Below are 24586 nucleotides of genomic sequence, written 5' to 3'. Positions count from 1 at the left end.
GCCGGGCCCGCGGGGTCACGACCGGTCCGGCGCCCCGGTCAGCCGGGTCGGCGGCAGGTACTCCCGCACATACGTCCGCTCCCAGCACGCTCCCGTCTCCCGCAGCTCCCGCCAGGTCGTGTACCGGTACCGGAACAGCCGGGCGCGCACGAAGCGCGGCGGCGCGTCGGGCGGGAAGGGGGAGCCGCGCAGCAGCCGCAGCGTCGCCCGGTCGTTCTCCAGCAGCCGCTCCACGAAGGTGCCGAACCACGATCCGGCGTAGGAGGGCGACAGCGCCGCGAACCACATCAGCCAGTCCAGGCGCAGATGGTACGGAGCGAACTGGCGCGGCCAGCGGCGCGGATCACCGGGTTTGCCCCTGAACTCGTACTCCCGCCAGTCCCCGTCCTTCCTGGCCACCTCGTCGGCGGTGCCCTCGATCACCACCTCGTACCGGACCCGGCTGACGGAGCCGAAGGCGCCGTAGGTGTTGACCAGGTGCAGCGCGTCGAAGGAGCGGTTCATCACCTGGCGGCGGGAGATCATGTTGCGCACCGGCCGGTGGCTCAGGAACACCAGCAGCGCCGCCACCGCCAGGACCACCACCTCGTACCAGAGCGGCGCGGCTGCCGTACCCGGCGGATCGGCCGGGAAGCGCACCACCGACAGGGCCAGCACGATGGTGATCCAGTTGAGCCAGGAGAAGTTGCCCGAGAGCACCAGCCACAGCTGGGTCGCGATCATCAGTGCCGCGGCGGCCGTCGACACGGGATGCGGCGCGAAGAGCAGGAAGGGCACCACCAGCTGGGTGACGTGGTTCGCGGCGACCTCGACACGGTGCAGCGGCCCAGGGAGGTGGTGGAAGAACCAGCTCAGCGGGCCCGGCATCGGCTGGGTCTCGTGGTGGTGGTCCAGGCAGGTCAGCTTCCGCCAGCACTCGTCGCCGCGCATCTTGATCAGCCCCGCCCCGAACTCCACCCGGAACAGCAGCCAGCGCAGCAGGAACAGCACCACGATGGGCGGGGCCACCTCCTCGTTGCCCAGGAACACGGCGACGAAGCCGGTCTCCAGCAGCAGCGACTCCCAGCCGAACGAGTACCAGGTCTGTCCGACGTTGACGATCGAGAGGTACAGCGCCCACGGCACCAGCCACAGCACCATCGCGCCCCACAGGGGCAGCAGCGAGTCCAGACCCGCCACCAGCGCCGCCGACACCGCGCAGCCCGCCCAGGCACAGCCCGCGAAGAGCCGGTCCGAATAGCGCCACTGGAACAGACTCGGCGCCCGCCTGAAGGGCACCCCCTCGACGAAGCGGGGGACGGGCGTCAGACCGCGCTCGCCGAGCAGCGCCCGGAACTGCAGGGCGGCCGTCAGGAACGCGACCAGGTACACGACGGCCAGGGCCCGCTGGAAGACCAGCCGGGCGAGCCAGTAATCGGGTGCGGTGAACCACTCCACGGCCGGGCTCCTCTCGTACCCGCTCCGTGTACCCGTCCCGGCGACCCGGCCCTCCTCCCGGCTGTCCGGCGGGCCAAGAGTCGAAGATTCGGGCAAATCCTGGCAAGGTGGGGTCCATGTCTGATCGGGGAGCGAGCGCCCCGTCACTCCCGGACGACTGGCCCGCCCACCCGGACCCGATCCTGGCGCTCAACCGCATGGGCAGCTTCGACTGGGACCTGGACGCCGGACTCTTCCACATGGACGCCCAGGCCCACGAGGTGTTCGACCTGCGCCCGGAGGAGTACGACGGGCGCCCCGAGTCGTTGGCCGTGCGTGTCCCGCCGGCCGAGGGCAGCCGCCTGGACGCCCTGGTCGCCCAGGCCATGAAGGACGGCAGCGAGACCTACGGCACCTACTTCCGGCTGCGCCGCCGCGACGGCTCCCTGCGCTGGACCCGTACCCAGGGCTACATCCGCCGCGACGAGACGGGCCGCCCCCGCCGGATCATCGGCATCGTCCGCGACGCCACCCAGGAGATGGCGGACAGCGCGGCCAACCGCGACCAGGCCGCGCTGGACGAGGCCCGCCGACGGCTCACCAACGTCGTCCAGCTCGCCACGGCCGCCCTCGCGCACGCCCGCACCGTGGACGACGTCATCGAGGTGCTGCGCGACACCCACGGCCTCACCCGGCTGGGCGCCACCAGCCTGGTGATGGGCCTCGTCGAGGCCGGCCGCATCCGGCTGGTCGCCGACGGCCCCGAGAACAGCTTCGTCCCCGGCACCCGGGTCACCCGCATCGACGAGCCGTACCCGATGAGCGAGGCCGTACGGACGCTCAGCCCCCGCTTCATCGAGTCGCCGGAGGAGTTCGCGGAGCGCTACCCGGGGCTGTGGAAGGACATCACCCACCTGAACATCACCGCGGCCGCCTACCTCCCGCTGATCGCCCAGGCCCGGCCCATCGGCGCCATCGGGCTGCTCTACAGCGACCGGCAGGGTTTCTCCGCGGAGGACCGCAACGTCCTCGTCGCGCTCGGCAGCGGCATCGCGCAGAGCCTGCAGCGGGCCATGCTCTACGAGCAGGAGATGGACCTCGCCGAAGGCCTCCAGCAGGCCATGCTGCCGCGCACCATCCCCAGCGTGCCCGGCTGCGACGTCGCCGTCCGCTACCGGGCCGCCTCCATCGGCGGCACCCTCGGCCGGGACATCGGCGGCGACTGGTACGACCTGATCCCGCTGCCCGGCGGCCGCGTCGGCGCCGTCATCGGCGACGTCCAGGGCCACGACACGCACGCCGCCGCCGTCATGGGCCAGCTGCGCATCGTGCTGCGGGCCTACGCCGCCGAGGGCCACCCGCCGGCCACGGTGATGGCGCGGGCGTCGGTCTTCCTGCACGAGCTGGACACCGACCGCTTCGCGACCTGCCTGTACGCCGAGGCCGACCTGGGCACCGGCGTGGTCCAGATGGTCCGCGCCGGACACATCGACCCCCTGCTGCGCTTCGGCGACGGCAGCTGCCGCCTCGTCCGCGTCGAGGGCGGGCTGCCGCTCGGCCTGTCCGCCGAGTTCGGGCGCCTCGCCTACCCGGTCGCCACCCTCGAGCTGGACCCGGGCAACACCCTGCTGCTGTGCACCGACGGCCTGGTCGAGCAGCCGGGCGCCGACCTCGACGAGGGGATGGAGGTCCTCACGGCGCTGATCAGCTCCGGACCCCAGGACGTGCGGGACCTGGCCGACCGGCTCATCGACGTCGTCGACGAGCGCCGCGGCGACGACGACGTCGCGCTGCTCCTGCTGCGCCGCCACGGCGCGGGCGCCCCCAGGACCTTCGGCCGGGTCCAGCAGCACGTCTCGCCGGGCGACCCGGAGGGCCTCACCGAGGCCCGGCACATGATCCGCGCCGCGGTCCGCTCCTGGGGCGCCAAGAACCACAGCGACGAGATCGAACTGGTCGCCGACGAGCTGATGACCAACGCCCTCATGCACACCGAGGGGTCCGCGATCGTCACGCTCCGGCTGCTGACCGGGACCGACCGGCGGCTGCGGGTCGAGGTCGAGGACTCCTCCAGCGCCCTGCCGCGCCGCCGCGAGGCCGGGGACGACGGGGTCTCCGGGCGCGGGCTGCTCCTGGTCGACACGCTCGCCGACGGATGGGGCGTGGAAGCGCGCGGCGGCGGCAAGGTCGTCTGGGCGGAGTTCGTGGTGGCGCACGGCGCGGGCTGACCCCACTGGCACCGCCGGCGTCCGGTGGCACTCTTGACGTATGCCAGAACTGCCCGAGGTCGAGGCGCTCCGCGACTTCCTGACCGAGCACCTCACCGGCCGCGAGATCGTCCGGGTCCTGCCCGTGGCGATCAGCGTCCTCAAGACGTACGACCCCCCGCTCACGGCCCTGGAGGGCCACCGGGTGGCGGGCGTGCACCGGTACGGCAAGTTCCTCGACGTCGAGACCGAGGGCGGCCCGCATCTGGTGACCCATCTGGCCCGGGCCGGCTGGCTGCACTGGAAGGACGGCCTCCCCACTGGGATGCCGAGGCCGGGCAAGGGCCCGCTCGCCCTGCGGGTCGCCCTGGAGACCGGCGCCGGCTTCGACCTGACGGAGGCGGGCACACAGAAGCGGCTCGCGGTGTACGTCGTGGCCGACCCGCAGGAGGTGCCCGGCGTGGCCCGGCTCGGCCCCGACCCGCTCGCCGACGACTTCGACGAGGCACGCTTCGCCGCCCTCCTCGACGGTGAGCGGCGGCAGCTCAAGGGCGCCCTGCGCGACCAGAGCCTGATCGCGGGCGTGGGCAACGCGTACAGCGACGAGATCCTGCACGCCGCGAAGATGTCCCCGTTCAAACTGGCCGCCTCCCTCACCGACGAGGAGACCGCGCGCCTGTACGCGGCCCTGCGCGACACGCTCACCCAGGCGGTGGAACGCTCCCGGGGCGTCGCCGCGGGACGCCTGAAGGCCGAGAAGAAGAGCGGGCTGCGGGTGCACGGGCGCACGGGTGAGCCCTGCCCGGTGTGCGGCGACACCGTCCGCGAGGTCTCCTTCAGCGACTCCTCGCTCCAGTACTGCCCGACCTGCCAGACCGGCGGCAAACCGCTGGCGGACCGCAGGATGTCCCGGCTGCTGAAGTGACGGGTCCGGGGAAGGCGGTCACGGCGGCGGTCATCCGGCCGGCAGGGTCACCAGGTGTTCCCCGCCCGCCGTCCGCACCTCGTAGCGGTCGATCTGGTCCGGGTGCAGGGCGGCCCCGCCGCGCACGGTGTGCGGCCGGTCCTCGTCCCCGGGGACCATCCAGCTGGTGATCGTCTGTTCGGACCCGTCGCGGCCGACGGCCACGAGCCGGCACGAGCGCGGTCCGGCCCCGTCCTTGACCTCGAGCCTTACGCCCGTGCCCCAGGCCTCGTCCTCGGCCGTGATCCGCGCCCACACCCCGGTCCGGGCGTCGGTCGCGGTGAGCGGCGCGGCCGACTCGCCCTGGTGGGCGTACAGCACGGCACCGGGCCCGGCCACGGCGCACACGACGGCGGCGGCCACGGCGTACAGCACCCGGCGACGGCCGGCCCGTTGCCGGCCGGCCACCTCGGACAGCAGCCGGTCGAGCAGTCGCGGTCCGGGCCTGGCCATCGGGTGGACGAGTCGGGGCGTCGCCTGCCGGTACAGCATCAACTGGCGGGTGGCGGGGCCGAATTCGGTCACCTGGGCCGCGCACCGGGGGCACTCCATGAGGTGGTCCTCGAAGCGGAACGCTTCCGCCTCGTCCAGCACGCCGAGCGCGTAGGCGCCGACGTCACCATGACTTTCCAGGGACCTCATGCCGAATCCTCGTACCGTTGGGTGCGGGTGGGGTTACTCCTTGCTCCCACCCGTACGCACCCGACCGCCGAATCACTCAAGCCGCGATCGAATCGCAACCAAGGTGTTCGGAGCGGTCCGCGCCGCGGATTGGTCCGTCCCCGGGGAAAGCCGGCGGGCCGGCCGGGACGCCGGCGGGGACGGCTAGAACAGGTGGATGGCGAGGTGCCCCAGCGGCAGCCCGAGCTGCCAGGCAGGCGTCCACACCTTCGGACCCTCGTCCTCACCGGTCACCGCCCCACCGCCGGGGACCGCGTTCAGGTCCGGGGCCAGCAACTCGGTGTCCTGGAGCCAGCGCCAGGCCGCCCGGGCCAGGTCCAGGTCCGGCGAGTGGCGTCCGGCGGCGACCGCGTCGGCCGTGGCCTCGGCCAGCCGTCCGTGCACCCACTCGTGCCAGGGCTGGTCGTAGGCGGTCAGGGACAGCCAGGTCTCCAGATGGGTGACGACCCGGATGCCGCTCAGTTCGCCGTCGGTGTCGGACAGGAAGACGGTGAGCGCCAGCGCGTCGCGCCCGGCGCGGAACTCGAAGGACGTCGGCGGCATCAGGTCGCCGGTCCGCAGCAGCTCGTCGGCGATGTACTCGGCGTACAACCACGCCATGGGAACGCTCAGTTCGCCCCCGCCGGTGCCGTCCGTGCTCTCTTGGCCTCTGTGCGGCATCCCTTCCTGCCTTCCTCCGGTACGTGCGCGTCGCCCGACCGGGTCGTGGACCCCCGTCCGGAACACGGATGAGGACAGCCGACTGCCCAACCGGGGTCCTGGGCAAGGCGCTTTACGGAGGCTTGACCAAAGGGTCGGTTTCACCGCAGGTCGGCGGCGTATCCCGGTAGCACCCTGCGCATGGCGCGCAGCGCGTAGTACGCGCGGGACTTCACGGTACCGGGTGGGATGCCGAGGGCTGTCGCGGCTTCCGCCACACTCGCCCCCTGGAAGTACACCAGCACCAGGACTTCACGGTGCTCCGGAGTGAGTGTCTTCACAGCCTCGCGCACGTCGAGGGCCGCGGCGGCCCGTTCGGCGTGGTCCGCGCAGACGCGGGCGTTCTCCAGCACGGCGTCGCCGACCTCCGCGGGGCGCGCCTGGCGGGCGCGGCGCGCGTCGATCGCGAGCCGCCGGGCCACGGTGAGCAGCCACGGCCGTACGGAGTCGAAGTCGTCGGCGCGCAGGGCCTCGGGGTGCTGCCAGGCGCGGACCAGGGTCTCCTGCACGAGGTCCTCGGCACGTTGCCGGTCGCCGTCGCTGAGCCGCAGCAGCAGCGCGAAGAGCGGCCGGCCGTGCTCGCGCTGCAGTGCGGCGAGCTCGTGCTCGGCGGTCGTCCCGTTCGCTGTGTCCGTGAGGGTGATTCCGGCCGTCATGGCCGTATGGCATCGCAGGGGGCCGGACGGGGACAGGGCGTACGCACGGGTGTGCGGCGGACGGTCGATCGCGTCGACGAACGGTTCGACGAACGGTCGGCACACGGCCGGCGGGGCGCCGCGCACTCCGTTCGCGCCCGCCGGACGGGCTAATGGGCGTGTCGAAGACGCCCGTGACGAGCCGTGCCTCTTTACCTGTTCATACGTAAATGTGACTTTTCATCGGTGTGTGCGACCCAGCGGAGTGAACGCATGATCACACGCAGTCGGCAGGTGGCCCTGGCCCTGACCGCCCTCCTCACGGCGGGCGCGGCCTGCCAGGCCCGCGACCACGAACCGCCGAAACCTCCCGCCCCGGCCCCGCCCGCCGCCGTCGAAGGCTCCTTCACCCTGGCCGCCTCCGGGGACGTGCTCCCGCACGACTCGATCATCGAGCGGGCCCGCTTCGACGCCGGCGGCACCGGCTACGACTTCCGCCCCATGCTCGCCGGCGCCCGGCCCGTCGTCTCGCGCGCCGACCTCGCCCTGTGCCACATGGAGACCATCTACGGCGCGAACGGCGACTACAGCGGCTACCCGCTCTTCAAGTCCCCGCCCGAGGTGGCGAAGGCGCTGGCCGCCACCGGCTACGACGGCTGCTCCACCGCCTCCAACCACAGCGCCGACGACGGCGCGGCCGGCATCCGGCGCACCCTGGACGCGCTCGACCGCGCCGGCGTACGGCACGCCGGGACCGCGCGCACCGAGGGTGAGGCGGACACCGTGACGGTCCTGCGCGCGGGCCGGGCCCGGGTGGCCCACCTCGCCTACACCCTGCACACCAACGGCCACCCCCTTCCCGACGGGCAGCCCTGGGCGGTCGATCTGATCGAGGAGGCGCGCGTCGTCGAGGACGCGCGGGCCGCGAGGGAGGCCGGCGCCGACGTCGTCGTCGTGTCGCTGCACTGGGGCACCGAATGGCAGGACGCGCCCGACCAGGACCAGGTGGCCCTGGCCCGGAGCCTGACCGCCGCCCGCACCGGCGACCGCCCCGACATCGACCTGATCCTCGGCACCCACGCCCACGTCCCGCAGGCCTACGAGAAGGTCAACGGCACCTGGGTGGTCTACGGCATGGGGGACCAGATCGCGGGCGAGATGGTCAACGACCGGGGCGTTCGCGACCCGCGCGGCAACCAGTCGACCATCGGCCGCTTCACCTTCGCCCCGCCCGACCGGACCGGCGAACGCTGGAAGGTCACCAAGGCCGAGTTCGTCCCGCAGCTGTTCGACGTCGACGCGGGCCGGGTGGTGAACCTCAACCGTGCACTGGACCAGGGAGCCGAACTGCGGGGCGTGCGCGACCGCATCCGCGACGTGGTGCTCAGCCGGGGCGCCGCCGAGGACGGACTGGTGATGGGGGAGTAGCTCAGACGTCTTCCACGTGGTCGAGCGCGCTCAGCATGGCCCCGAGCACGCGCAGGCAGGTGGTGAGGTCGGAGTCCGTGAGGTCGCCGCCGACCTGGCCCAGGAGCACGTTCTCCCGGTCGAGGACGGCGGTGACCACGGTGCGGCCCTCGGCCGTGAGCCGGATCAGCGACGAGCGCCGGTGCGCGGGGTTGGGGACGCTCTCCACCAGGTCCCGGGCGGCCGCGTCGTTGACCATCCGCTGCACGAACTGGCGGCTGATCGCCTGTGCCCGGCCCATCTGCGGCACGGTCATGGGGCCGTTGCGGTGCAGCAGGGCCAGGACGGCGCGGACGCCCACGGAGAGCCCCTCGGGCGCCAGGCCCTGCTCCACGAGGCGCTGCGCGCGCCGGTAGACCGGGCCGACCAGGTCGTACACCTGGGTGAGGCGTCGCGCGAGTTGCTCGGGTGGGAGTGGGGGGTCCAAGTCCGTCACCCGCCCATTATGACATCTCGGTTGTCAAAAACCGTCGCATGATGACACCCTGGTTGTCATGACTGCTGCCGCGGATCTCCGCTACTTCGCCTCCGCCGACGGCGACCTCGCCTACCGCGACACGGGCTCGGGGCCCGCGCTGGTGCTGCTGCACGGCGGTTTCCTCGATCACCGCATGTGGGACGACCAGGTGAGCGCCCTCGCGGCGACCCACCGGGTCGTGATCCCCGACGCCCGGGGTCACGGCGCCTCCGCCAACGCGACCCGCCCCTACCGGCCCGCCGACGACGTCGCCGCCCTGCTGGGACACCTCGGCATCGACTCCGCGGTGCTGGTCGGCCTCTCGATGGGCGGCGGCGTCGCCGTCGACACGGCCCTGGAGCACCCCGGACTCGTGCGCGCCCTGGTCGTGTGCGGGGCCGGCACCAGCGAGCCCGACTTCCAGGACCCGTGGACCGTCTCGGTGCTCACCGAATGGGGCCGGGCCCTGGCCGCGGGCGACGTGGACGCCTGGGTGGAGGCGTTCCTGCGCTTCGTGCCCGGCCCGCACCGGACGGCGGACGACGTCGACCCCGCCGTCGTGCGCCGCCAGCGCGACATGGCGCTCGGCACCGTCCGCAAGCACACCGCCGACGAGCCGGACCACAGGATCCCCGTCCGGGACACCTGGGAGCGGCTCCCGGGCATCGGCGTACCGGTGCTCGCCGTGCGGGGCGGCGTCGACAGCGAGGACCACCTGCGCATGGCCGACCGGCTCGCGCGTACCGTCCCCCACGGGCGTTCCGTCACCGTCGGGGACACGGCGCACTACCCGAACATGGAGCGTCCGGACGCGTTCAACGAACTGGTCGCCGGCTTCCTGGCCGGCCTCTAACGACCGGCCAGCTCCGACTTGCGGTACGAGTACGCGAAGTAGATCACCAGGCCGACCAGGAACCACACGGCTAACCGCACCCAGGTCTGCCACTGCAGGAACGTGATCAGCCAGATCGAGAAGACGATGCCCAGCACCGGCACGAACGGCATCCACGGCGTGCGGAACGAGCGCGGCAGCTCCGGCTGCCGGTAGCGCAGCACGATCACCGCCGCGCACACCACCACGAACGCCAGCAGGATGCCGATGTTGGTCAGCTCCGCCGCCTCGCCGATCGGCAGGAAGCCGGCGATCACGGCCGACGCGCACCCGACGATCCAGGTGACCCGCGTCGGCACGTGCCGCGTCGGGTGCGTCTTGGCGAACCACTTCGGCAGCAGCCCGTCGCGCGACATGGAGAACCACACGCGCGTGACGCCCAGCATGAACGTGAACATCACCGTGAGGATGCCGATGATGGCGCCCACCGCGATGATGTCGGCCAGCGAGCTGAGCCCCACCGACTTGAACGCCGTCGAAAAGCCGCTCTCCGGGTCGATCTCCTTGTAGTTCTGCATACCGGTCAGCACCAGACAGGCCGCCACGTACAGCACCATCGAGATGATCAGCGAGTAGATGATCGCCTTCGGCATGTGCCGCTGGGCGTCCTTGGACTCCTCGGCCGCCGTCGACATGGCGTCGTAGCCGAAGACCGCGAAGAACACCGTCGCCGCGCCGGTGAACGCCCCGCCGACCCCGAACGGGAAGAACGGGTGGTAGTTCGAGCTGTTGATGTGGAAGACGCCCACCCCGATCACCAGCAGCACCACCAGCACCTTCAGCACGACCACGATCATCTCGAAGCGGGCCGCGTTCTTGATGCCCAGCGTCAGCAGATACGCGATCAGCAGGCACAGCACGGCCGCGAACAGGTCGACCTTGTGCCCGTCGCCGGTGCCCGGCGCGCCCAGCATCCAGTTCGGCAGGTCGGCGCCCATCTCGCCGACCAGGAAGCTGAAGTAGCCCGAGATGCCGATCGCGACCACCGCCACGATCGCCGTGTACTCCAGGAGCAGGTCCCAGCCGATGAACCAGCCCACCAGCTCGCCCAGGACCGCGTAGCCGTAGGTGTAGGCGGAGCCCGCCTTCGGGATCAGCCCGGCGAACTCCGCGTACGACAGGGCGGCCGCCGCACTCGCGACGCCTGCGATGAGGAAGGAGACCAGGACCGCCGGACCCGCCGTGCCGTTGGCGACCGTGCCGGCCAGCGTGAAGATGCCGGCGCCGATGATGCCGCCGACGCCGATCGCGGTCAGCTGCCACAGCCCCAGCGAGCGGACCAGGCCGCCGCCGCTCTCCGTCTCCTCGATGCGCTCGATGGGTTTGCGGCGGAGAACGCCCTCGCCCATGCGGAACCCGGCCATGCGCCTCACCTCTTTGTGATCGGCAAACGGCTGACGGTGGATCATGATGACTCACACACGTCCGCTACGGAAGGCACGACGCACGACGGGCCGGAGACGGGCGCGCGGGAAACCGGTACCCGCTACGGCACCACCGTCACCGGCCAGCGTCCCGACTTCACCAGCCGCACCGCCACCGAGCCGACGAACCGGTGACCGGCCTGCTCGGAGGCGCCCACCACCACCGCGTCCGCCTTCAGCTCGTCCGCCGTCTGCACCAGGCCGCTGTACGGGTCGCCGCGGAACGTGTGGAACTCCCAGCGGATGTCGAATATCCCCTTCACCCGCTCGGTCGCCTCCCGGATCTGGGCCACCAGCTCCTCGGCGATCTCGTCGGTCGTCTCCGCCACCGACGCCCCGAGCGCCGCACCCCCCGCCAGCACCGGCTGTACGTAGACCACCGCGAGCAGGGCGCCCTGCCGCCTGGCCAGCCCGCCGGCGTAGGCCGCGGCCCGCAGCGAGGAGTCGGAGCCGTCCACACCGACGACGATGACCTTCGGTCCGTCCGTGCCGCGTTCGAACTGATGGGAGTGCTGTTCCGTCACGCGGCGAGGCTATCGGAGACTTGCGTGATCTTGAGCCGGGCGGGTGGTTTCACGCTCCCGCACCGGTGTTGCTCAGGTGCGGCGCACCGTCGCCGGGCGACTGATGAGTCATGGAGAAGGATCAGTTGCTCACCCGCCGCACCCTGCTCACCGGCGTCGCGGCCCTGGGCGCGGCCGGAACCGCCGGCGCACTCGCCGCGGGCCTCGGGAACGGCCCGGCGAAGCCGCCCGCCCCCGTACCCGCGCCCGGGCCCGGGCAGCGCAGCCCGCTCAAGCCCTCCGCCTACCGCCTGCAGCCCCTGACCGGATACGACGCACCGCGTGCCGCGCCCCGGCGGCCCCCGGTGCGCAGCGAGCCGATCCTGCGCATGACCGGCCGGGGCCGCACCATGCTGCTCACCTTCGACGACGGCCCCCACCCCGAATACACCCCCGAGATCCTCGACACCCTCGCCGAGCACAAGGTGCACGCGACGTTCTTCGTGTGCGGGGAGATGGCGGAGTGGAACCGCGACCTGCTCGCGCGGATGTACGACGAGGGGCACGTGGTCGGGAACCACACCTGGTCGCACCCGCTGCTGACCAAGCTCAGCCGGCGCCGCGTCCGCTCCGAGATGGAGCGCACCAGCGAGGTCGTCGAGAAGGCCTACGGCGAGGCGCCCCGCTGGTTCCGGGCCCCTTACGGAGCCTGGAACCGCGACACCTTCCAGCTCGGCGCGGAACTCGGCATGGAGCCGCTCGCCTGGACCGTGGACACCCTGGACTGGACGACACCCGGCACCGGGACCATCGTCGACCGGGTCGAGGAAGGCGCGGCCCCCGGCGTCGTGGTGCTCTCGCACGACGCCGGGGGCAACCGCTCGCAGAGCGTGCGCGCCCTGCGTCGCTACCTGCCCGAACTGCTCGACTCCGGCTACCACCTCACCGTCCCCCGGCGGCGCCTGATCTGACCGCCGACGGCGCACCCGCCCGGCCGGGGCCGCTCAGCGGACCTCGACCAGGCGGGCGAACACGACGACGTTCCCGTCGTAGCCGTTCTCCTTGGTGAAACCGCCGCCGCAGGTGATGACCCGCAGTTCCGGGGTGCCCTTCGAGCCGTAGACCCGGTCGCCCGGGAAGTTGTCCGTCTCGAACACCTCGATGCCGTAGATCTCGAAGACCGCCGTCTTCCCGTCCTGGCGGTGCACTTCCACCTTGTTTCCCTTTTTCAGGGCGCCGAGTCCGTAGAACACGGCGGGGCCCTGCTGGTTGTCGACGTGACCGACCACGACCGCGGTGCCCTTCTCCCCGGGGGACACCGCGCCGGTGAACCAGCCGGCCAGGTTCGGGTCCTCGGGCGGCGGCGCGTCGACCCAGCCGTCCGGGTCCAGACCGACCCCCATGACCGGGGCGTCCACCTGGATGGCGGGGATGGAGACCTGGTCGGGCACCGAGTACGGCAGCGGCTTGACGCCGGGGGCGGCGGCGTCGCCGGGGGTCGCGCGGGTGTCCGGGGCGGCGGCCGACGCCGGCTGGGGCGGGCCCACGTCGAACTCCCCCGAGCCGTTGCGGATGAGCGCGAGACCGGTCAGCAGAACAAGCGCTATCACGCCCCAGGGAGCGCGCTTCCTCCGCCGCTCCTCCTCTTCGGCCAACTCGGAGTCGTACATTCGCCTTCCCCTCTCGATCCGGCCGTCGCCGGATCATCCGCGCATACGAGCACGCTAAGCGGGGTGCGGGGGACCGGCGACGGGGCGGCGGCGAACGGGTGGTGCGCGCCTCCTTCCGTGCGCCATCCGGGAGGCGGCCGACGGAGATTTTCTGACGGTGCGTGACCTGCGGCGATATCCACTCGCGCGGTTTCGGCCCGGCACCCCTCTCACCAGGACGGACCATTCCCGAAATGCGGCTGCGCGCAGGTCAACTGAGGGTCTTTCTGGGAGACGCTTCTCGCCGATCGACCGGGGACGGGACCCGGGGCGTCTTCCGCGGAGGATCACATGCGCAACACTCGTGCCCTCGCGGCAGCCGGCGCCGCCGTCGCTGTCCTCGGACTGGCCGCCCCCGCGGCCACCGCGGGCGGCGACCACAACCAGCCGAGCAACATCGTCGCCCTGCCCAGTGTGATCGCCCGCGGCGGCCAGATGACCGTCACGGTCGACGGCTGCCCCCAGGGCGGCACCATGACCTCGGACGCCTTCCGGACCACCCACCTGACGCCGGTCAGGGGAGCCAACGAGACGTCGAAGGGCACCGCGACCATCAAGCAGGACGCCAGGCCGGGCTCGCACGACATCACCGTCAACTGCTCGGGCCGGCGGCTGACCCGGCCGGCGGCCTTCACCGTCATCGGCGGTGTCCGCGGCGGCCTCGGCGGCAGCAGCTCCAGCGGGGCGACCTCGACCGACATCGCGATCGGCGGCGGGCTCGTCGCCGCGGCCGTCGCCGGCGGCGGACTGTTCTGGCTGCGGCGCCGGTCCGAGCGGCGGATCTGACCGCACGGCGCAGGACGGCGGCGGCACTTCGCCCCGGATCCGGTGGGGATCCGGGGCGAAGTGCCGCGCGCGGTGCGGGCGGGTCAGGCGCCGTCCTCGCCGGAACGGCGGCGCGAGAGGTGGTACGCCGTGCCCACCGCCGCCGCGATGAGCGCCGCGCCGAGCCCGATCTGCTTCAGGTCGAACCCGGCGACGCTGCCGCCTTCCCCGGCGTGCACGCCCTTGGACCGCCAGGGCTCGTCGGAGGGATGGTGCGAGCCGCCGCCGCCGGCGATGGTCAGGTCCACGGTGCCGGTCTTGTCCCGGCAGGCGAACGTCACTCGGTAGACCGCCCCGCGCCGGGCGTCCCGGTCGACCCGCGCGGTCGCGGACGACTCGTGCCGGGGGATGGTGACCGTGTCGAACACCGGGGAAGTGACCGTGACCCGCCCGTGGCAGCCCGCGGCGGTACGGCCCACTCCCAGCGTGACCTCCCCGCCCGGCGCCACGGTGGCGGGGGAGACGGTGAAGCCGAACGTGTTCGAGCCCACGGCCCCGGCCGGCACACAGGCGGACAGTGCGGCGGCGCCCAGCAGTGCGACCGAGGCGACGGGTATCGCGCGCATGGTGAATCCTCCGGGTCCCCGAGGAGCAGCGGCGGACCTGTTCCGCTCGCGCCAGGAATGCACCTCGATGTCCGAAACGCTAGGAAGCCGTGCGCATCGCCGCGATCTCTGTCGCGCGAATGGGGCAAGAGTGTGGGCCGCTCAGGGGACGGTGACGGCGTGTCGGCCGCCACCGTCCCCGGCGGCGTGTCTGTCCCCGGTCAGTCCCCGGCCCCCGGGAACAGGCTCAGGAACGGGTCGGTTGACGCCGAGACACCCCGGCTGAAGGGCGCGTCGAAGTCCCAGATGAGGAAGAGCAGGAAGGCGATCAGCGCGGAGAACAGCCCCGCGAGGACCAGTTCGCGGGGTGTGCGCCGGATCTGCAGGGCGAAGACCATGCCGATGGTGATGACGGCCCCCGCGATGAGCCCGAACCACACCACCCCCGGCATGGTCGCCCCGGTCGACTGCGCCCGGGAGTTGCGGGCCTGGTCCGCGAGGGCCACCTGGTCGACGAGAGGCTGGTACGCCTGGGCCTCGAAGTCCGACTTCGGCTCGTAGTCGGTGACGTCGGCGCGGACGCGGTCGAGCAGCTCGGTGCCGCGGTCGGTCACCTCGCCGTGGTCGGCCATCGCCTTCCACTCGGTGGTGACGACGTGTCCGACATAGGCGTTGACATCCGCACGGATGCGGTCACGTACCTCGGGCGGGTAGACCCGGGCCCGCTCCGAGACCTCGTGCAGCGCGACGGCCTCCGTCTGCACGTCGGCCTCGGCGGCGCTGCGCGCCTCCCAGACCCCGGCGATGGCCAGGCCCAGGACGATGGCGTACACCACGCCGATCCACATCGTCATGTACTCGATGACGTCCGGCGTCTCGGTGATGTCCTCGTCGTCGGACGCCGTACGGTGCCGTAGGAGGGTGATGACGACCACCACGACACAGGCGGCCAGCATCGCGAGGGTGAGAACAAGCCATTCCGGCAAGAGAGGCCTCCAGGAATCAGCGCGCACGGAGCGCGGCGACGGCGACCACCGCGGGCACCGTGATGAGCAGGACGAAGACGAGCGGCGACGTGGCCCCGCGCGAGGACCGCTGAGGCGGCCGGGCGGCGCGGTGGCGCGGATAGTGCACCGGGCGGAGCGACGGCCGGGGCGTCGGCGTGACCGACGGAGAGGGCGCGGGCGCCTCGGGCCGGACCGGCGGCGGAGTGGGACGGGGCGTCGGAGCCGGAGTCGGGGTGGGCGTCGGCCGGGGCGGCGCCGGGCGCGGAGCCGGGGCGGGCGGCGGCTCGGGCTTCGGCGTCGGTGGCGCGGGCCGGGGAGGCTTCGGCGAGGGCGGCGGCGGGGGAGGGGGCTCGGGCGGAGGCGGCGTGGGTGTCGGAGTGGGGGTGGGCGTGGGTGTCGGGGTGGGCCGGGGGCACGGCGGGAAGGTGGGCCAGGAGAGGCTCCCGGCGACCGCCACGGCGTCGGTGCCGCCCGGTCCGGTCGAGGCGTACGCGCAGGCGTCGGCCTGCGCCGGGCCGGCCGGTATGCCGACGAGGGTGAACGTCAGCGTCACCAGGGCCAACACCCGCCCGGCGGCTGCGGATCGGGTCGGTTCGGGTCCATGCACGACGCAGATCATGAAGCCTGGCGCCCCGTCCCAGGCCCGAGTGCCCTGCGATTGCCCCGAAGGAGGGACATGCCCCCACCTGGGGTTTGACGGCGGCGGACCCGCACTCGCCGGAGCTCGCATGTGCGTACGAGGCGCCGCCCGACGGTGCCGGGGCGGAAGAAATCCCGGGCCCCGTTGAACACAACGGGCTGCCCCGCGCGTACCCAGTGTCGTGCGGCGGCCGGCAGGGCCCCCAACACCTTCGTGACGATCGGGGATTGACGATGAAGACCTCCTGGCGGAGCGCCTCACTCGTGGCGAGCGCTGCGGCGGTGCTGGCGCTGACGACGGCGTGCGGCCAGGACGGCGGCGCCGCCGCCGGCGGCAGCCAGAACGTGGGCGCGACGGCCGCGCCCGGCGACGTCGGCGACCTCGGCGCGGGCTCCGGTGACGGAGTCGGCACCGGAGCCGGCGCCGGGCAGGCCTCGGCGAGCGCGCCGGAGCCCGCGGGCAAACTGTCCGTGTCGGCCAACGCCGACCTCGGCGAGCTGGTGACCGACGGAGCGGGCCGCACCCTCTACCGCTTCGACGCCGACACCGCCGAACCGCCCAAGACGACCTGCGAGAACGACTGCGCGAGCACGTGGCCGCCCGTGGCCGCGGACGACGCCATCGCCGGCGAGGGAATCGACGAGGACCTGCTCGGCGAGGTCACCCGCCCCGACGGGACCAAGCAGCTGACGATCGGCGGCTGGCCAGCGTACCGCTACGCCAAGGACACCTCCCCCGGAGACGTCAAGGGCCAGGGCGTCGGCAAGAAGTGGTACGCGCTGGCCGCCGACGGCAAGAAGGCCAAGGCCGAGCCGGCCGCCGGGCTGTCCACCCGCAACGATCCCAAGCTCGGCGAGATCGTCGTCGACAAGAACGGCATGACCGTCTACCGCTTCATGAAGGACGAGGCCTGGCCGAAGCCGGTGTCCGCCTGCACCGGCGCCTGCCTGGAGAAGTGGCCGGTCGTGGCGCCGGTCGAGGCGAACGACACCAAGGGCGTGGAGAAGAAGGGGCTGATGAGCTTCACCCGGCCCGACGGCGCCGCCCAGCAGACGATCGACTGCTGGCCCATCTACACCTTCGCCGGCGACAAGAAGGCCGGGGACACCAACGGTCAGGGCGTCGGCGGCACCTGGTACGCCGTCAAGCCCGACGGAAAGCCGGTCGGCGCACCGAAGAAGTAGCGACCTCCCGCCCGCCACCCTTCGGCGCACGACCAGCGGGCCGTCCCCTTCGCACCCAGGCGGAGGGGACGGCCCCGTTCGTGCGCTTTGGCATGCCTTCGCCCACGGCACGTGCCCCGGGCAGTGACCGGGAACGGACGGTCAATTTCCGTTTGGACTCGCCCGTTTGGCGGGCGATCAGTAGCCTCAGCTCGAACACCGGATCGCCTATGCCTTGGAGTGCTAGATGGAGCGTCCCGCCTGGGCCCCTCGCAGCATCGACATCTCGGTGCCCAGCGTCTCCCGGATCTACGACTTCTACCTGGGCGGTTCGCACAACTTCGAAGTCGACCGGGAAGCGGCCCGCAGGGCCATGGAGTTCATGCCGGGACTCCCCAAGATCATGCAGGCCAACCGGGCGTTCATGCGCCGGGCCGTGCGCTTCGCCGCCGACCAGGGCATCGACCAGTTCCTCGACATCGGCTCCGGCATCCCCACCTTCGGAAACGTCCACGAGGTGGCCGGACGCATCCGTCCCGGCGCCCGCGTGGTCTACGTCGACCACGACCCGGTCGCGGTCGCGCACAGCGAGGCGGTCCTGGCGGGCGTCGACGACGCGGACGTGGTGGCCGGCGACCTCCGCAAGCCGGCCGAGATCCTGGCCAGCCCCCAGGTGGAGCGGCTGATCGACCTGAATCGACCGGTCGCCCTGCTGCTGGTTGCCATACTGCACTTCGTGGAAGACGAGGACGACCCGTACGCGGCGGTGGCCGGGCTGCGCGACGCGCTCGCCCCGGGCAGCCTGCTCGTCCTCACGCACGCCTCGTACGAGAACATCCCGCTGCCCGCCGAGCGGGCCGGGGGCGCGGTGGACGTGTACAAGGACATCCGCAATCCGCTGATCATGCGATCGCGCGAGCAGATCGCGCGGTTCTTCGAGGGGTACGACATGGTGGAGCCCGGACTGGTTCCGATGCCGCGCTGGAGGCCGGAGGGGGAGCCCGAGGAAGAGGATCCGTACGCGTTCTCCGGGTTCGCCGGCGTGGGGCGTACGGCGTGAGCGCGGAGCCGGACGGGCCGGAGGACAGACTGCGCCGGTTCGCGACGATCTGGAGCCGGGCGGTGTTCCCGGTGACCTCGACCTCGTCCACCCGGCCCGAGTTCGAGGCGCAACTGCTGCCGCTGGCCCGCCGGCTGAGCGAGGTGCTGCGCGCGCGGAGCTTCGACGCGGCCGAGGCCAGGGAGGTCGGCGCCGCCCTCGTCGACGCGCACTGCACCGACCCCGACGCGCTCTCCCGGACGCTGGACTGCGTCGACGCCTACCTGGTGCTCTACTGCGGCGAGGACGGCGACGCGGAGGACCTGCGGGCGCGTTCGGCCCGGCTCCAGCACGCGATGGCCGCCGGGTTCGCAGGGGCGCTGCGGGCCCGCACCCTCGCCGAACAGGAGGCCATCGCGCAGGCCGCCCTCAAGGCGCAGGGCGTGGTCGCCGAGGCCCTGCACGCCAGCGAGGCGCGTTTCCGCGCGGTCTTCGAGGGCGCCGCCATAGGCATCGGCATCGCCGACCTGGACGGCAACGTCCTCCAGGTCAACGACGCGTTGATGCGCATGTTCGGCATCGCCGACCCCACGCTGGGCGGTCGCCGGGCCACGGAGTGGACGCACCCCGACGACGCGCCGCAGACCTGGCGGCTCTACGAGGAGCTGGTGCGCGGCGAGCGCGAGCACTACCACGTGGAGAAGGCCTTCTACCGGCCCGACGGCACCGTCCTGTGGACCAACCTCACCGTCTCCCTGCTCCGCGACGCCGACGGCACCCCGCAGTACCAGCTCGCGCTGATGGAGGACACCACCGAGCGGCGACTGCTCAACCTGCGGCTGCGCTACGAGGCCACGCACGACGCGCTCACCGGCCTGCCCAACCGCAGCTTCTTCTTCGAACGTCTGGAGAAGGCCCTGAGCGCGGGCCCGGGCCAGCGCTTCGGCCTGTGCTACCTCGACCTCGACGGCTTCAAGACGGTCAACGACAGCCTCGGCCACGCGGCCGGGGACCGGCTGCTCGTGGAGGTCGCCGACCGGCTCCAGGCCTGCGCCACCGCCCCCGGAGAGATGGTCGCGAGGCTCGGCGGCGACGAGTTCGTGGCGCTGACCACCGGCCCCGACACCCGGCACGAGGTCGACGAGCTGGCCGGCCGCATCATGAACGCGCTGCTCGCCCCGGTCAGCGTCGACGGCCGGGAACTGACCGTGCGCGGCAGCATCGGCATCGTCGAGGGCCCGGCGGGGGAGCGCAGCCCGGCGGAGGTGCTGCGCAGCGCCGACATCACCATGTACCGGGCCAAGTCGGCGGGCGGCAACCGCTTCGAGCTGGCCGACCCGGAGGCCGACGCCCGCGTCATCACCCGGCACGGGCTGACCACCGCACTGCCCGCGGCCCTGGAACGCGGCGAGTTCTTCATCGAGTACCAGCCGCTGGTGCACCTCGGTGACGGCAGTGTGCGCGGCGCCGAGGCGCTGGTGCGCTGGCTGCACCCGCAGCACGGGGTGCTCGGCCCCGACCGCTTCATCCCGCTCGCCGAACACACGGGGCTGATCGTGCCGCTCGGCCGCTGGGTCCTGGAGCAGTCCGTACGCCAGGCCCGCCTGTGGCGGGAGCGGTACGGCGACGGCGGCGCCGCGGGCCCGCTGCGCATCAACGTCAACCTCTCGCCCTGCCAGCTCACCCACCCCGGCCTGGTCCAGGACACCGTCGAGATCCTGGAGCGGGCCGGCGTCACGCCCGACGCGCTGTGCCTGGAGGTGACCGAGTCGGCGCTGATCGGCGCGGACGACGACCTGCTCAAACCGCTGCGCCGGCTGGCCGAGATGGGCGTGGACATCGCGCTGGACGACTTCGGCACCGGCTACTCCAACCTCGCCAACCTGCGGCGGCTGCCCGTCAGCGTCCTCAAGCTGGACCGCTCGTTCACGCAGAGCATGCAGCAGTTCCCGGCCGACCCCGTCGACCTGAAGATCGTCGAGGGGATCGTCGCCCTCGCCCACAGCCTGGACCTCGCGGTCACCGTGGAGGGCGTGGAGACCGGCGCCCAGGCCGAGCAGCTGCGCATACTGGGCTGCGACACGGCCCAGGGCTGGTACTACGCCCGCCCGGGCCCCCCGGAGCGGCTGCACGAGCTGGCGCTGGTGGACGCCACGGGCTGAGCGGAGCCGCCGGTCGGTCCACAGCCGCCCGTCATGGCCGGCTCAGGCCCCGTCCCGGGCGTTCCGGGCCTTGCCCATGTGCCTGTGCGACACCCCCAGCGCCGGGGCGGCCCAGCCCGGGCTTGCCGCGGGGTGGCTCGGGTCGCGTCCCGGTGCGGGTGGCTCGGCTGCTGTCCTGGAGGGGGTGGCTTGGCTTCCGTCTCGGCGTGGGTGGTTCGGATCGTGTCCTGGCGCGGATGTGTCTGCTTTCTTCGCGGTGCGGGTGGCTCGGCTCCTGTCCTGGAGGGGGTGGCTTGGCTTCCGCCCCGGCGTGGGTGGTTCGGATCGTGTCCTGGCGCGGATGCGTCTGCTTTCCTCGCGGTGCGGGTGGCTTGGCTGCTGTCCTGGAGGGGGTGGCTTGGCTTCCGCCTCGGCGTGGGTGGTTCGGATCGTGTCCTGGCGCGGATGCGTCTGCTTTCCTCGCGGTGCGGGTGGCTCGGCTCCCCTTCCGGGGCGGGGGCTCGGCTCCCGCCCCGGCGCCCCGGGTCACGTCCCCGTGCGGGCCGCCTCGGCGACCTCGGTTGCCGTGCGGACGAGGGCCGCGGTCGCCGTGGAACGGGACTGTTGGGGCCAGGCGAGGGCCAGGACGACCGGCGGGGCGTCCCGGACCGGTCGGTAGGCGACGCCCGGGCGTGGGTAGCGGGCGGTCACCGACGCGGGCAGCAGCGTGACGATCTTGCCCAGGGAGACGGCCGTGAGTACCTGGGCCAGGTCGCCGTGACCGCGCGCGGCCTCGGCGATGTGCCGCTCCACGCTGCCGGCGTCCAGGCCGAGGTCGGACAGCTCCAGCCGGTCGCGGGCGGCGAGGGGATGGTCCGCGGCGAGGACGGCGACGCGTGGTTCGGAGGCCAGCGTCTCCGTGTCCAGGCCGGTCCGGTCGAACGGCGCGTGCACCAGGGCGAGGTCCGCCTCACCGCTGCGCAGCAGCCCCGGCTGTTCCTGCCACCCGCACAGCCGGACGGCGACCGGTACGGACCCGGGCTGGGACGCGTAACGTGCCAGGATCGGCTCCAGCAGCCCCGCGTCCCCGTCGGCCTTCACGGCCAGCACCAGCTTCGGCTCCCCGGCCGCGCGCCTGGCCCGGCGCCCCGCCGCCTCCAGGGCGTCCAGCGCGACGCGGGCCTCGGCGAGCAGGACGTCCCCGGCCGGAGTCCGGGTGACACGGTGCGTGGTGCGCTCGAACAGGCTGACGCCCAGCTCGGCCTCGAGGCGGCGGATCGCCCTGGACAGGGGCGGCGGGGAGATGCCCAGCCGCTCGGCGGCGCGCGCGAAGTTGAGTTCCTCGGCGACCGCCACGAAGTAGCGCAGGGACCGTGACTCCACGCTCCGCCTCCCGCCGTCCGATGCCGCCCGGTATTGCCTTCAGGGTAACAAGCGGGATCCGATCGATCCTTCAGTTCCGCCGGGCCGGCGCACAGGATGGGAGAGCGCCGGGAAGCGAACGGAACGGGATTCCCGCCCCGGCGCGATCCTCTCTTCTCCTTCCCTGAACCGGAGTTGTGCTCGTGATCGTCATCACCACCCCGACCGGCGGAATCGGCCGACAGGTCCTCGACAACGTCCTGGACGCCCTCGACGCCCAGGACGGCGGGACCGCGGTCCGAGTGATCGCCCGCGACCCCGCCCGCCTCACCGCGCGGGCCCGGGAGCGGGCCGAGGTGTTCCAGGGCTCGCACGCCGACCCCGGGGTCCTGGGCGCGGCCTGCGAGGGTGCCGACCAGGTGTTCTGGCTGGTGCCGCCCGCGCCCGGCGCCGACAGCGTCGAGGGACACTTCCGCGCCTTCACGCTGCCGCTGTGCGAGGTGATCGCGCGGCAGGGCGTCGCACGGGTCGTCGCCGTCTCCAGCCTGGGCCGCGGTGTCGCCAAGGACGCCGGACCGATCACCGCCTCCCTCGCCATGGACGACCGCATCGCGGCCACCGGCGTGCACTACCGGGCCCTGTGCCCGCCGTTCCTGATGGAGAACCTGCTCGGCCAGGCGGCCGCCCTCCGCGACACCGGGGAGTTCCGCATGGCGTACGCCGCGGACCGCGTCCTGCGGACCTGCGCCACCGCCGACATCGCCGCCACGGCCGCCCGCCTGCTCCTCGACGGCACCTGGACCGGCCGCGCCGACGTCCCCCTGGTCGGCCCCGACGCGCTGACCCCCGCGGGCATGGCGGAAGTCCTGTCCGAGGTACTGGGCCGTCCGGTACGGGTACGGGAGACGACCCCTCAGGAGTACCGGGCGTCCGCCCTGCGGTTCGGGGCGAGTGAGGCGGGCGCCCAGGGGCTTGCCGACATGGCCTCGGCGATGGACGCCCAGGACTTCTACGGCGCGGCCGAGCCCAGCACCCCGGAGACCGCGCCCACGAGCTTCCGCCGCTGGTGCGAGGAGGTCCTCAGTCCGGCCGCGCTCGTCTGACGGGCGGGGGCGGGACCGTCACCGCTCCAGCAGCATCCGCTGCAGCTCCCGAGCCGCCCTCGGCGGAGCCACGTCGCTGCGGTGGGCCAGGGCGATGGTCCGGTACAGGCCGGGCCGGGCCAGCGGGGTCACCCGCAGCCCGCGCCCGGAGCGGGCGGCCACCATCCGCGGGACGACCGCCAGGCCGAGCCCGGCCCGCACGAAGCCCAGCACCGCGTCCATCTCCCCGCCCTCCACGGCGAAGTCCGGTTCGAACCCGGCCGAGCGGCACGCGGCCACGGTCAGCTCCCGCAGGTCGTAGCCGTGCCGGAACATCACCAGCCGCTCGCCCTCCAGGTCGGTGATGCGCACGGCACGGCGCCCGCCGCCCGGCCGGGGCGACTCCGGGGACGACACCACCACCAGGTCCTCCCGCAGCAGCTCCACCGTCGTCAGCGCGGGTGACGCGGTGGGCAGCGGCAGCACCACCAGGGCCAGGTCCAGCGCGCCGCGCGCCAGCTCCCGCACCAGATCGTGCGAACCGCTCTCCTCGATGAGCAGCCGGATGCCGGGATAGCGGTCGTGGAAGGCGCGCAGCACGTCCGGGAGGAGGCCGGTGCACAGGCTCGGGGTGGCGCCCAGCCGGACCCGGCCGCGGCGCAGTTGCGCCAGCTCCAGCACCTCGTGCCGCGCGGTGTCCGCGTCCGCCAGGATGCGCCGGGCCAGCGGCAGCAGCGCCTCCCCGGCATCGGTGAGCGTGATGTTGCCGCGCGCCCGCAGGAACAGGTCGGCCCCCAGCTCCCGCTCGAGCGCCTTGATCTGCTGCGACAGCGAGGGCTGCGCCACGTGGACCAGCTCGGCGGCCCGGGTGAAGTGCCGGGTCTCGGCGACCGCCACGAAGTACTGGAGCTGTTGCAACTGCATACCGTGAGCATACGGCCTCGATAGGCATGCCCTATGGAATCCAGGCATTCCATGTCTTGGACCGATGGGGCCCGGTCCCCGTAACGTCCTGTGACATGGCTCTGGCAACGCGGACGGACCGACGGCCGTCCATGGCGCGCACCGTGTGGGACTCGACCGTCGGCAAGAAGACAGTGATGGCGGTCAGCGGTCTCGTCATGCTGCTCTACCTGGTCGCCCACATGATCGGGAACCTGAAGATCTACTTCGGGACCGAGGAGTTCAACCACTACGCCCACTGGCTGCGCACGGTCGGCGAACCGTTCATGCACTACGAGTGGACGCTCTGGCTGATCCGCGTCGTGCTGGTCGTCGCCGTCGTCGCCCACGCCGTCTCCGCGTACCAGCTCAGCCGTCGCGACATCAAGGCGCGGCCCAGCAAGTACGTGCACAGGAAACCCCGCTCCAGCTACGCGACGCGCACCATGCGCTGGGGCGGGATCATCCTCGGCCTCTTCATCGTGTGGCACATCCTCGACCTGACCACCGGAACCGTGCACTCCGGCGGCTTCGAGACCGGCAAGCCCTACCAGAACGTCGTGGACACCTTCTCCACCTGGTACGGCAACGTCATCTACATCGTCGCGATGCTCGCCCTCGGCCTGCACATCCGGCACGGCTTCTGGAGCGCCGCCCAGACCCTCGGCGCCGCCAGCCGCACCCGCGACCGTGCCCTGAAGACGACCGCGAACGTCCTCGCGCTGCTGCTCACGATCGGCTTCGTCGCCGTACCCGTGGGCGTCATGACCGGAGTGGTGAGCTGAC

At 72.6% G+C, this 24586-nt stretch carries 24 protein-coding genes; 11 read left to right on the top strand and 13 right to left on the bottom strand.

The genetic code is table 11. The features are described from left to right. Positions 1–15: 15 nt before the first annotated feature. Positions 16–1437 carry a lipase maturation factor family protein gene (locus NI25_RS03340; RefSeq protein WP_061440988.1) on the bottom strand — a complete coding sequence of 474 codons (1422 nt, stop codon included), beginning with the start codon at positions 1435–1437 and terminating at the stop codon, positions 16–18. 116 nt (positions 1438–1553) lie between these two features. On the opposite strand from NI25_RS03340, the gene NI25_RS03335 reads away from it, so the two are divergent. After that, complete coding sequence (locus NI25_RS03335; RefSeq protein ID WP_061440987.1) at positions 1554–3644, top strand: SpoIIE family protein phosphatase; 2091 nt, start codon at positions 1554–1556, stop codon at positions 3642–3644. Positions 3645–3684: 40 nt separating this feature from the next. After that, a complete protein-coding gene (locus tag NI25_RS03330; RefSeq protein ID WP_061440986.1) occupies positions 3685–4548 on the top strand; it encodes an Fpg/Nei family DNA glycosylase in 864 nt (287 codons plus the stop codon). A gap of 30 nt (positions 4549–4578) precedes the next feature. On the opposite strand, the gene NI25_RS03325 is transcribed toward NI25_RS03330, so the two are convergent. From NI25_RS03325 to NI25_RS03315, 3 genes are all read right to left on the bottom strand, one after another. After that, positions 4579–5229 (bottom strand): zf-HC2 domain-containing protein, encoded by a 651-nt coding sequence (locus NI25_RS03325; protein ID WP_061440985.1) that lies wholly within the window; start codon positions 5227–5229, stop codon positions 4579–4581. Between the two features lie 183 nt (positions 5230–5412). Further along, positions 5413–5928 carry a hypothetical protein gene (locus NI25_RS03320; protein WP_061440984.1) on the bottom strand — a complete coding sequence of 172 codons (516 nt, stop codon included), beginning with the start codon at positions 5926–5928 and terminating at the stop codon, positions 5413–5415. Between the two features lie 140 nt (positions 5929–6068). Beyond that, a complete protein-coding gene (locus NI25_RS03315; RefSeq protein WP_061446726.1) occupies positions 6069–6623 on the bottom strand; it encodes a sigma-70 family RNA polymerase sigma factor in 555 nt (184 codons plus the stop codon). A 252-nt stretch (positions 6624–6875) separates the two neighbouring features. Between NI25_RS03315 and NI25_RS03310 the strand changes: the two genes are divergently transcribed. Continuing rightward, on the top strand, positions 6876–8030 hold the full coding sequence (locus NI25_RS03310; protein ID WP_061440983.1) for a CapA family protein: 1155 nt from the start codon (positions 6876–6878) through the stop codon (positions 8028–8030). A 1-nt stretch (position 8031) separates the two neighbouring features. Here NI25_RS03310 and NI25_RS03305 read toward each other — a convergent pair whose 3' ends face one another. After that, positions 8032–8505: a MarR family winged helix-turn-helix transcriptional regulator gene (locus NI25_RS03305; protein WP_061440982.1), complete on the bottom strand. Its 474-nt coding sequence runs from the start codon at positions 8503–8505 to the stop codon at positions 8032–8034. 58 nt (positions 8506–8563) lie between these two features. Here NI25_RS03305 and NI25_RS03300 point away from each other — a divergent pair, with 58 nt between their 5' ends. Next, a complete protein-coding gene (locus tag NI25_RS03300) occupies positions 8564–9379 on the top strand; it encodes an alpha/beta fold hydrolase (RefSeq protein WP_061440981.1) in 816 nt (271 codons plus the stop codon). On the opposite strand, the gene NI25_RS03295 is transcribed toward NI25_RS03300, so the two are convergent. Further along, the gene (locus NI25_RS03295) at positions 9376–10782 is read right to left on the bottom strand and encodes an amino acid permease (protein ID WP_061440980.1); all 1407 of its coding nucleotides are present in this window, start codon (positions 10780–10782) and stop codon (positions 9376–9378) included. The two genes, NI25_RS03300 and NI25_RS03295, sit on opposite strands and share 4 nt — an antisense overlap. Before the next feature lie 122 nt (positions 10783–10904). Beyond that, positions 10905–11366, bottom strand: a complete 462-nt coding sequence (locus NI25_RS03290; RefSeq protein ID WP_007389268.1) for a universal stress protein — start codon at positions 11364–11366, stop codon at positions 10905–10907. A gap of 110 nt (positions 11367–11476) precedes the next feature. Here NI25_RS03290 and NI25_RS03285 point away from each other — a divergent pair, with 110 nt between their 5' ends. Next, positions 11477–12316, top strand: coding sequence for a polysaccharide deacetylase family protein (locus NI25_RS03285; protein ID WP_061440979.1), 840 nt, complete (start codon positions 11477–11479; stop codon positions 12314–12316). A gap of 33 nt (positions 12317–12349) precedes the next feature. Here NI25_RS03285 and NI25_RS03280 read toward each other — a convergent pair whose 3' ends face one another. Continuing rightward, positions 12350–13015, bottom strand: coding sequence for a class F sortase (locus NI25_RS03280; RefSeq protein ID WP_061440978.1), 666 nt, complete (start codon positions 13013–13015; stop codon positions 12350–12352). 330 nt (positions 13016–13345) lie between these two features. Here NI25_RS03280 and NI25_RS03275 point away from each other — a divergent pair, with 330 nt between their 5' ends. Then, on the top strand, positions 13346–13840 hold the full coding sequence (locus NI25_RS03275) for a hypothetical protein (RefSeq protein WP_061440977.1): 495 nt from the start codon (positions 13346–13348) through the stop codon (positions 13838–13840). Between the two features lie 83 nt (positions 13841–13923). Here the strand turns inward: NI25_RS03275 and NI25_RS03270 are convergent, their stop codons facing one another. The 3 genes from NI25_RS03270 to NI25_RS40450 all read right to left on the bottom strand — a co-directional run bounded on the left by NI25_RS03270 (position 13924) and on the right by NI25_RS40450 (position 15558). Then, positions 13924–14445 (bottom strand): hypothetical protein, encoded by a 522-nt coding sequence (locus NI25_RS03270; RefSeq protein ID WP_061440976.1) that lies wholly within the window; start codon positions 14443–14445, stop codon positions 13924–13926. Positions 14446–14645: 200 nt separating this feature from the next. Then, positions 14646–15410, bottom strand: a complete 765-nt coding sequence (locus NI25_RS03265) for a DUF4239 domain-containing protein (protein ID WP_107071605.1) — start codon at positions 15408–15410, stop codon at positions 14646–14648. Between the two features lie 16 nt (positions 15411–15426). Next, positions 15427–15558, bottom strand: a complete 132-nt coding sequence (locus NI25_RS40450; RefSeq protein ID WP_042822795.1) for a hypothetical protein — start codon at positions 15556–15558, stop codon at positions 15427–15429. A 746-nt stretch (positions 15559–16304) separates the two neighbouring features. On the opposite strand from NI25_RS40450, the gene NI25_RS03255 reads away from it, so the two are divergent. The 3 genes from NI25_RS03255 (at position 16305) to rmdA (ending at position 20435) form a co-directional block, all read left to right on the top strand. Beyond that, positions 16305–17255 carry an SCO0930 family lipoprotein gene (locus NI25_RS03255; protein WP_061440973.1) on the top strand — a complete coding sequence of 317 codons (951 nt, stop codon included), beginning with the start codon at positions 16305–16307 and terminating at the stop codon, positions 17253–17255. A 226-nt stretch (positions 17256–17481) separates the two neighbouring features. Further along, positions 17482–18294 carry an SAM-dependent methyltransferase gene (locus NI25_RS03250; RefSeq protein WP_061440972.1) on the top strand — a complete coding sequence of 271 codons (813 nt, stop codon included), beginning with the start codon at positions 17482–17484 and terminating at the stop codon, positions 18292–18294. Continuing rightward, on the top strand, positions 18291–20435 hold the full coding sequence (gene rmdA, locus NI25_RS03245) for a cyclic Di-GMP phosphodiesterase RmdA (RefSeq protein ID WP_061440971.1): 2145 nt from the start codon (positions 18291–18293) through the stop codon (positions 20433–20435). Before NI25_RS03250 ends, rmdA begins: the two co-directional genes overlap by 4 nt. 525 nt (positions 20436–20960) lie before the next feature. Here rmdA and NI25_RS03240 read toward each other — a convergent pair. Continuing rightward, on the bottom strand, positions 20961–21797 hold the full coding sequence (locus NI25_RS03240) for a LysR family transcriptional regulator (protein ID WP_061440970.1): 837 nt from the start codon (positions 21795–21797) through the stop codon (positions 20961–20963). 182 nt (positions 21798–21979) lie between these two features. Between NI25_RS03240 and NI25_RS03235 the strand changes: the two genes are divergently transcribed. Continuing rightward, positions 21980–22879 (top strand): NAD(P)H-binding protein, encoded by a 900-nt coding sequence (locus tag NI25_RS03235; protein ID WP_061446725.1) that lies wholly within the window; start codon positions 21980–21982, stop codon positions 22877–22879. Between the two features lie 18 nt (positions 22880–22897). On the opposite strand, the gene NI25_RS03230 is transcribed toward NI25_RS03235, so the two are convergent. Then, positions 22898–23782 (bottom strand): LysR family transcriptional regulator, encoded by an 885-nt coding sequence (locus NI25_RS03230; protein WP_061440969.1) that lies wholly within the window; start codon positions 23780–23782, stop codon positions 22898–22900. Between the two features lie 131 nt (positions 23783–23913). Between NI25_RS03230 and NI25_RS03225 the strand changes: the two genes are divergently transcribed. Continuing rightward, positions 23914–24585 (top strand): succinate dehydrogenase, encoded by a 672-nt coding sequence (locus NI25_RS03225; protein ID WP_061440968.1) that lies wholly within the window; start codon positions 23914–23916, stop codon positions 24583–24585. Position 24586: the final 1 nt, after the last annotated feature.

This window comes from Streptomyces sp. CCM_MD2014 (genome assembly GCF_000772045.1).
GTDB classification, from domain to species: Bacteria; Actinomycetota; Actinomycetes; order Streptomycetales; family Streptomycetaceae; genus Streptomyces; species Streptomyces salinarius.
Note: the sequence above shows the minus strand (reverse complement) of the source record. Positions and strands in the feature narration are given on the sequence as shown.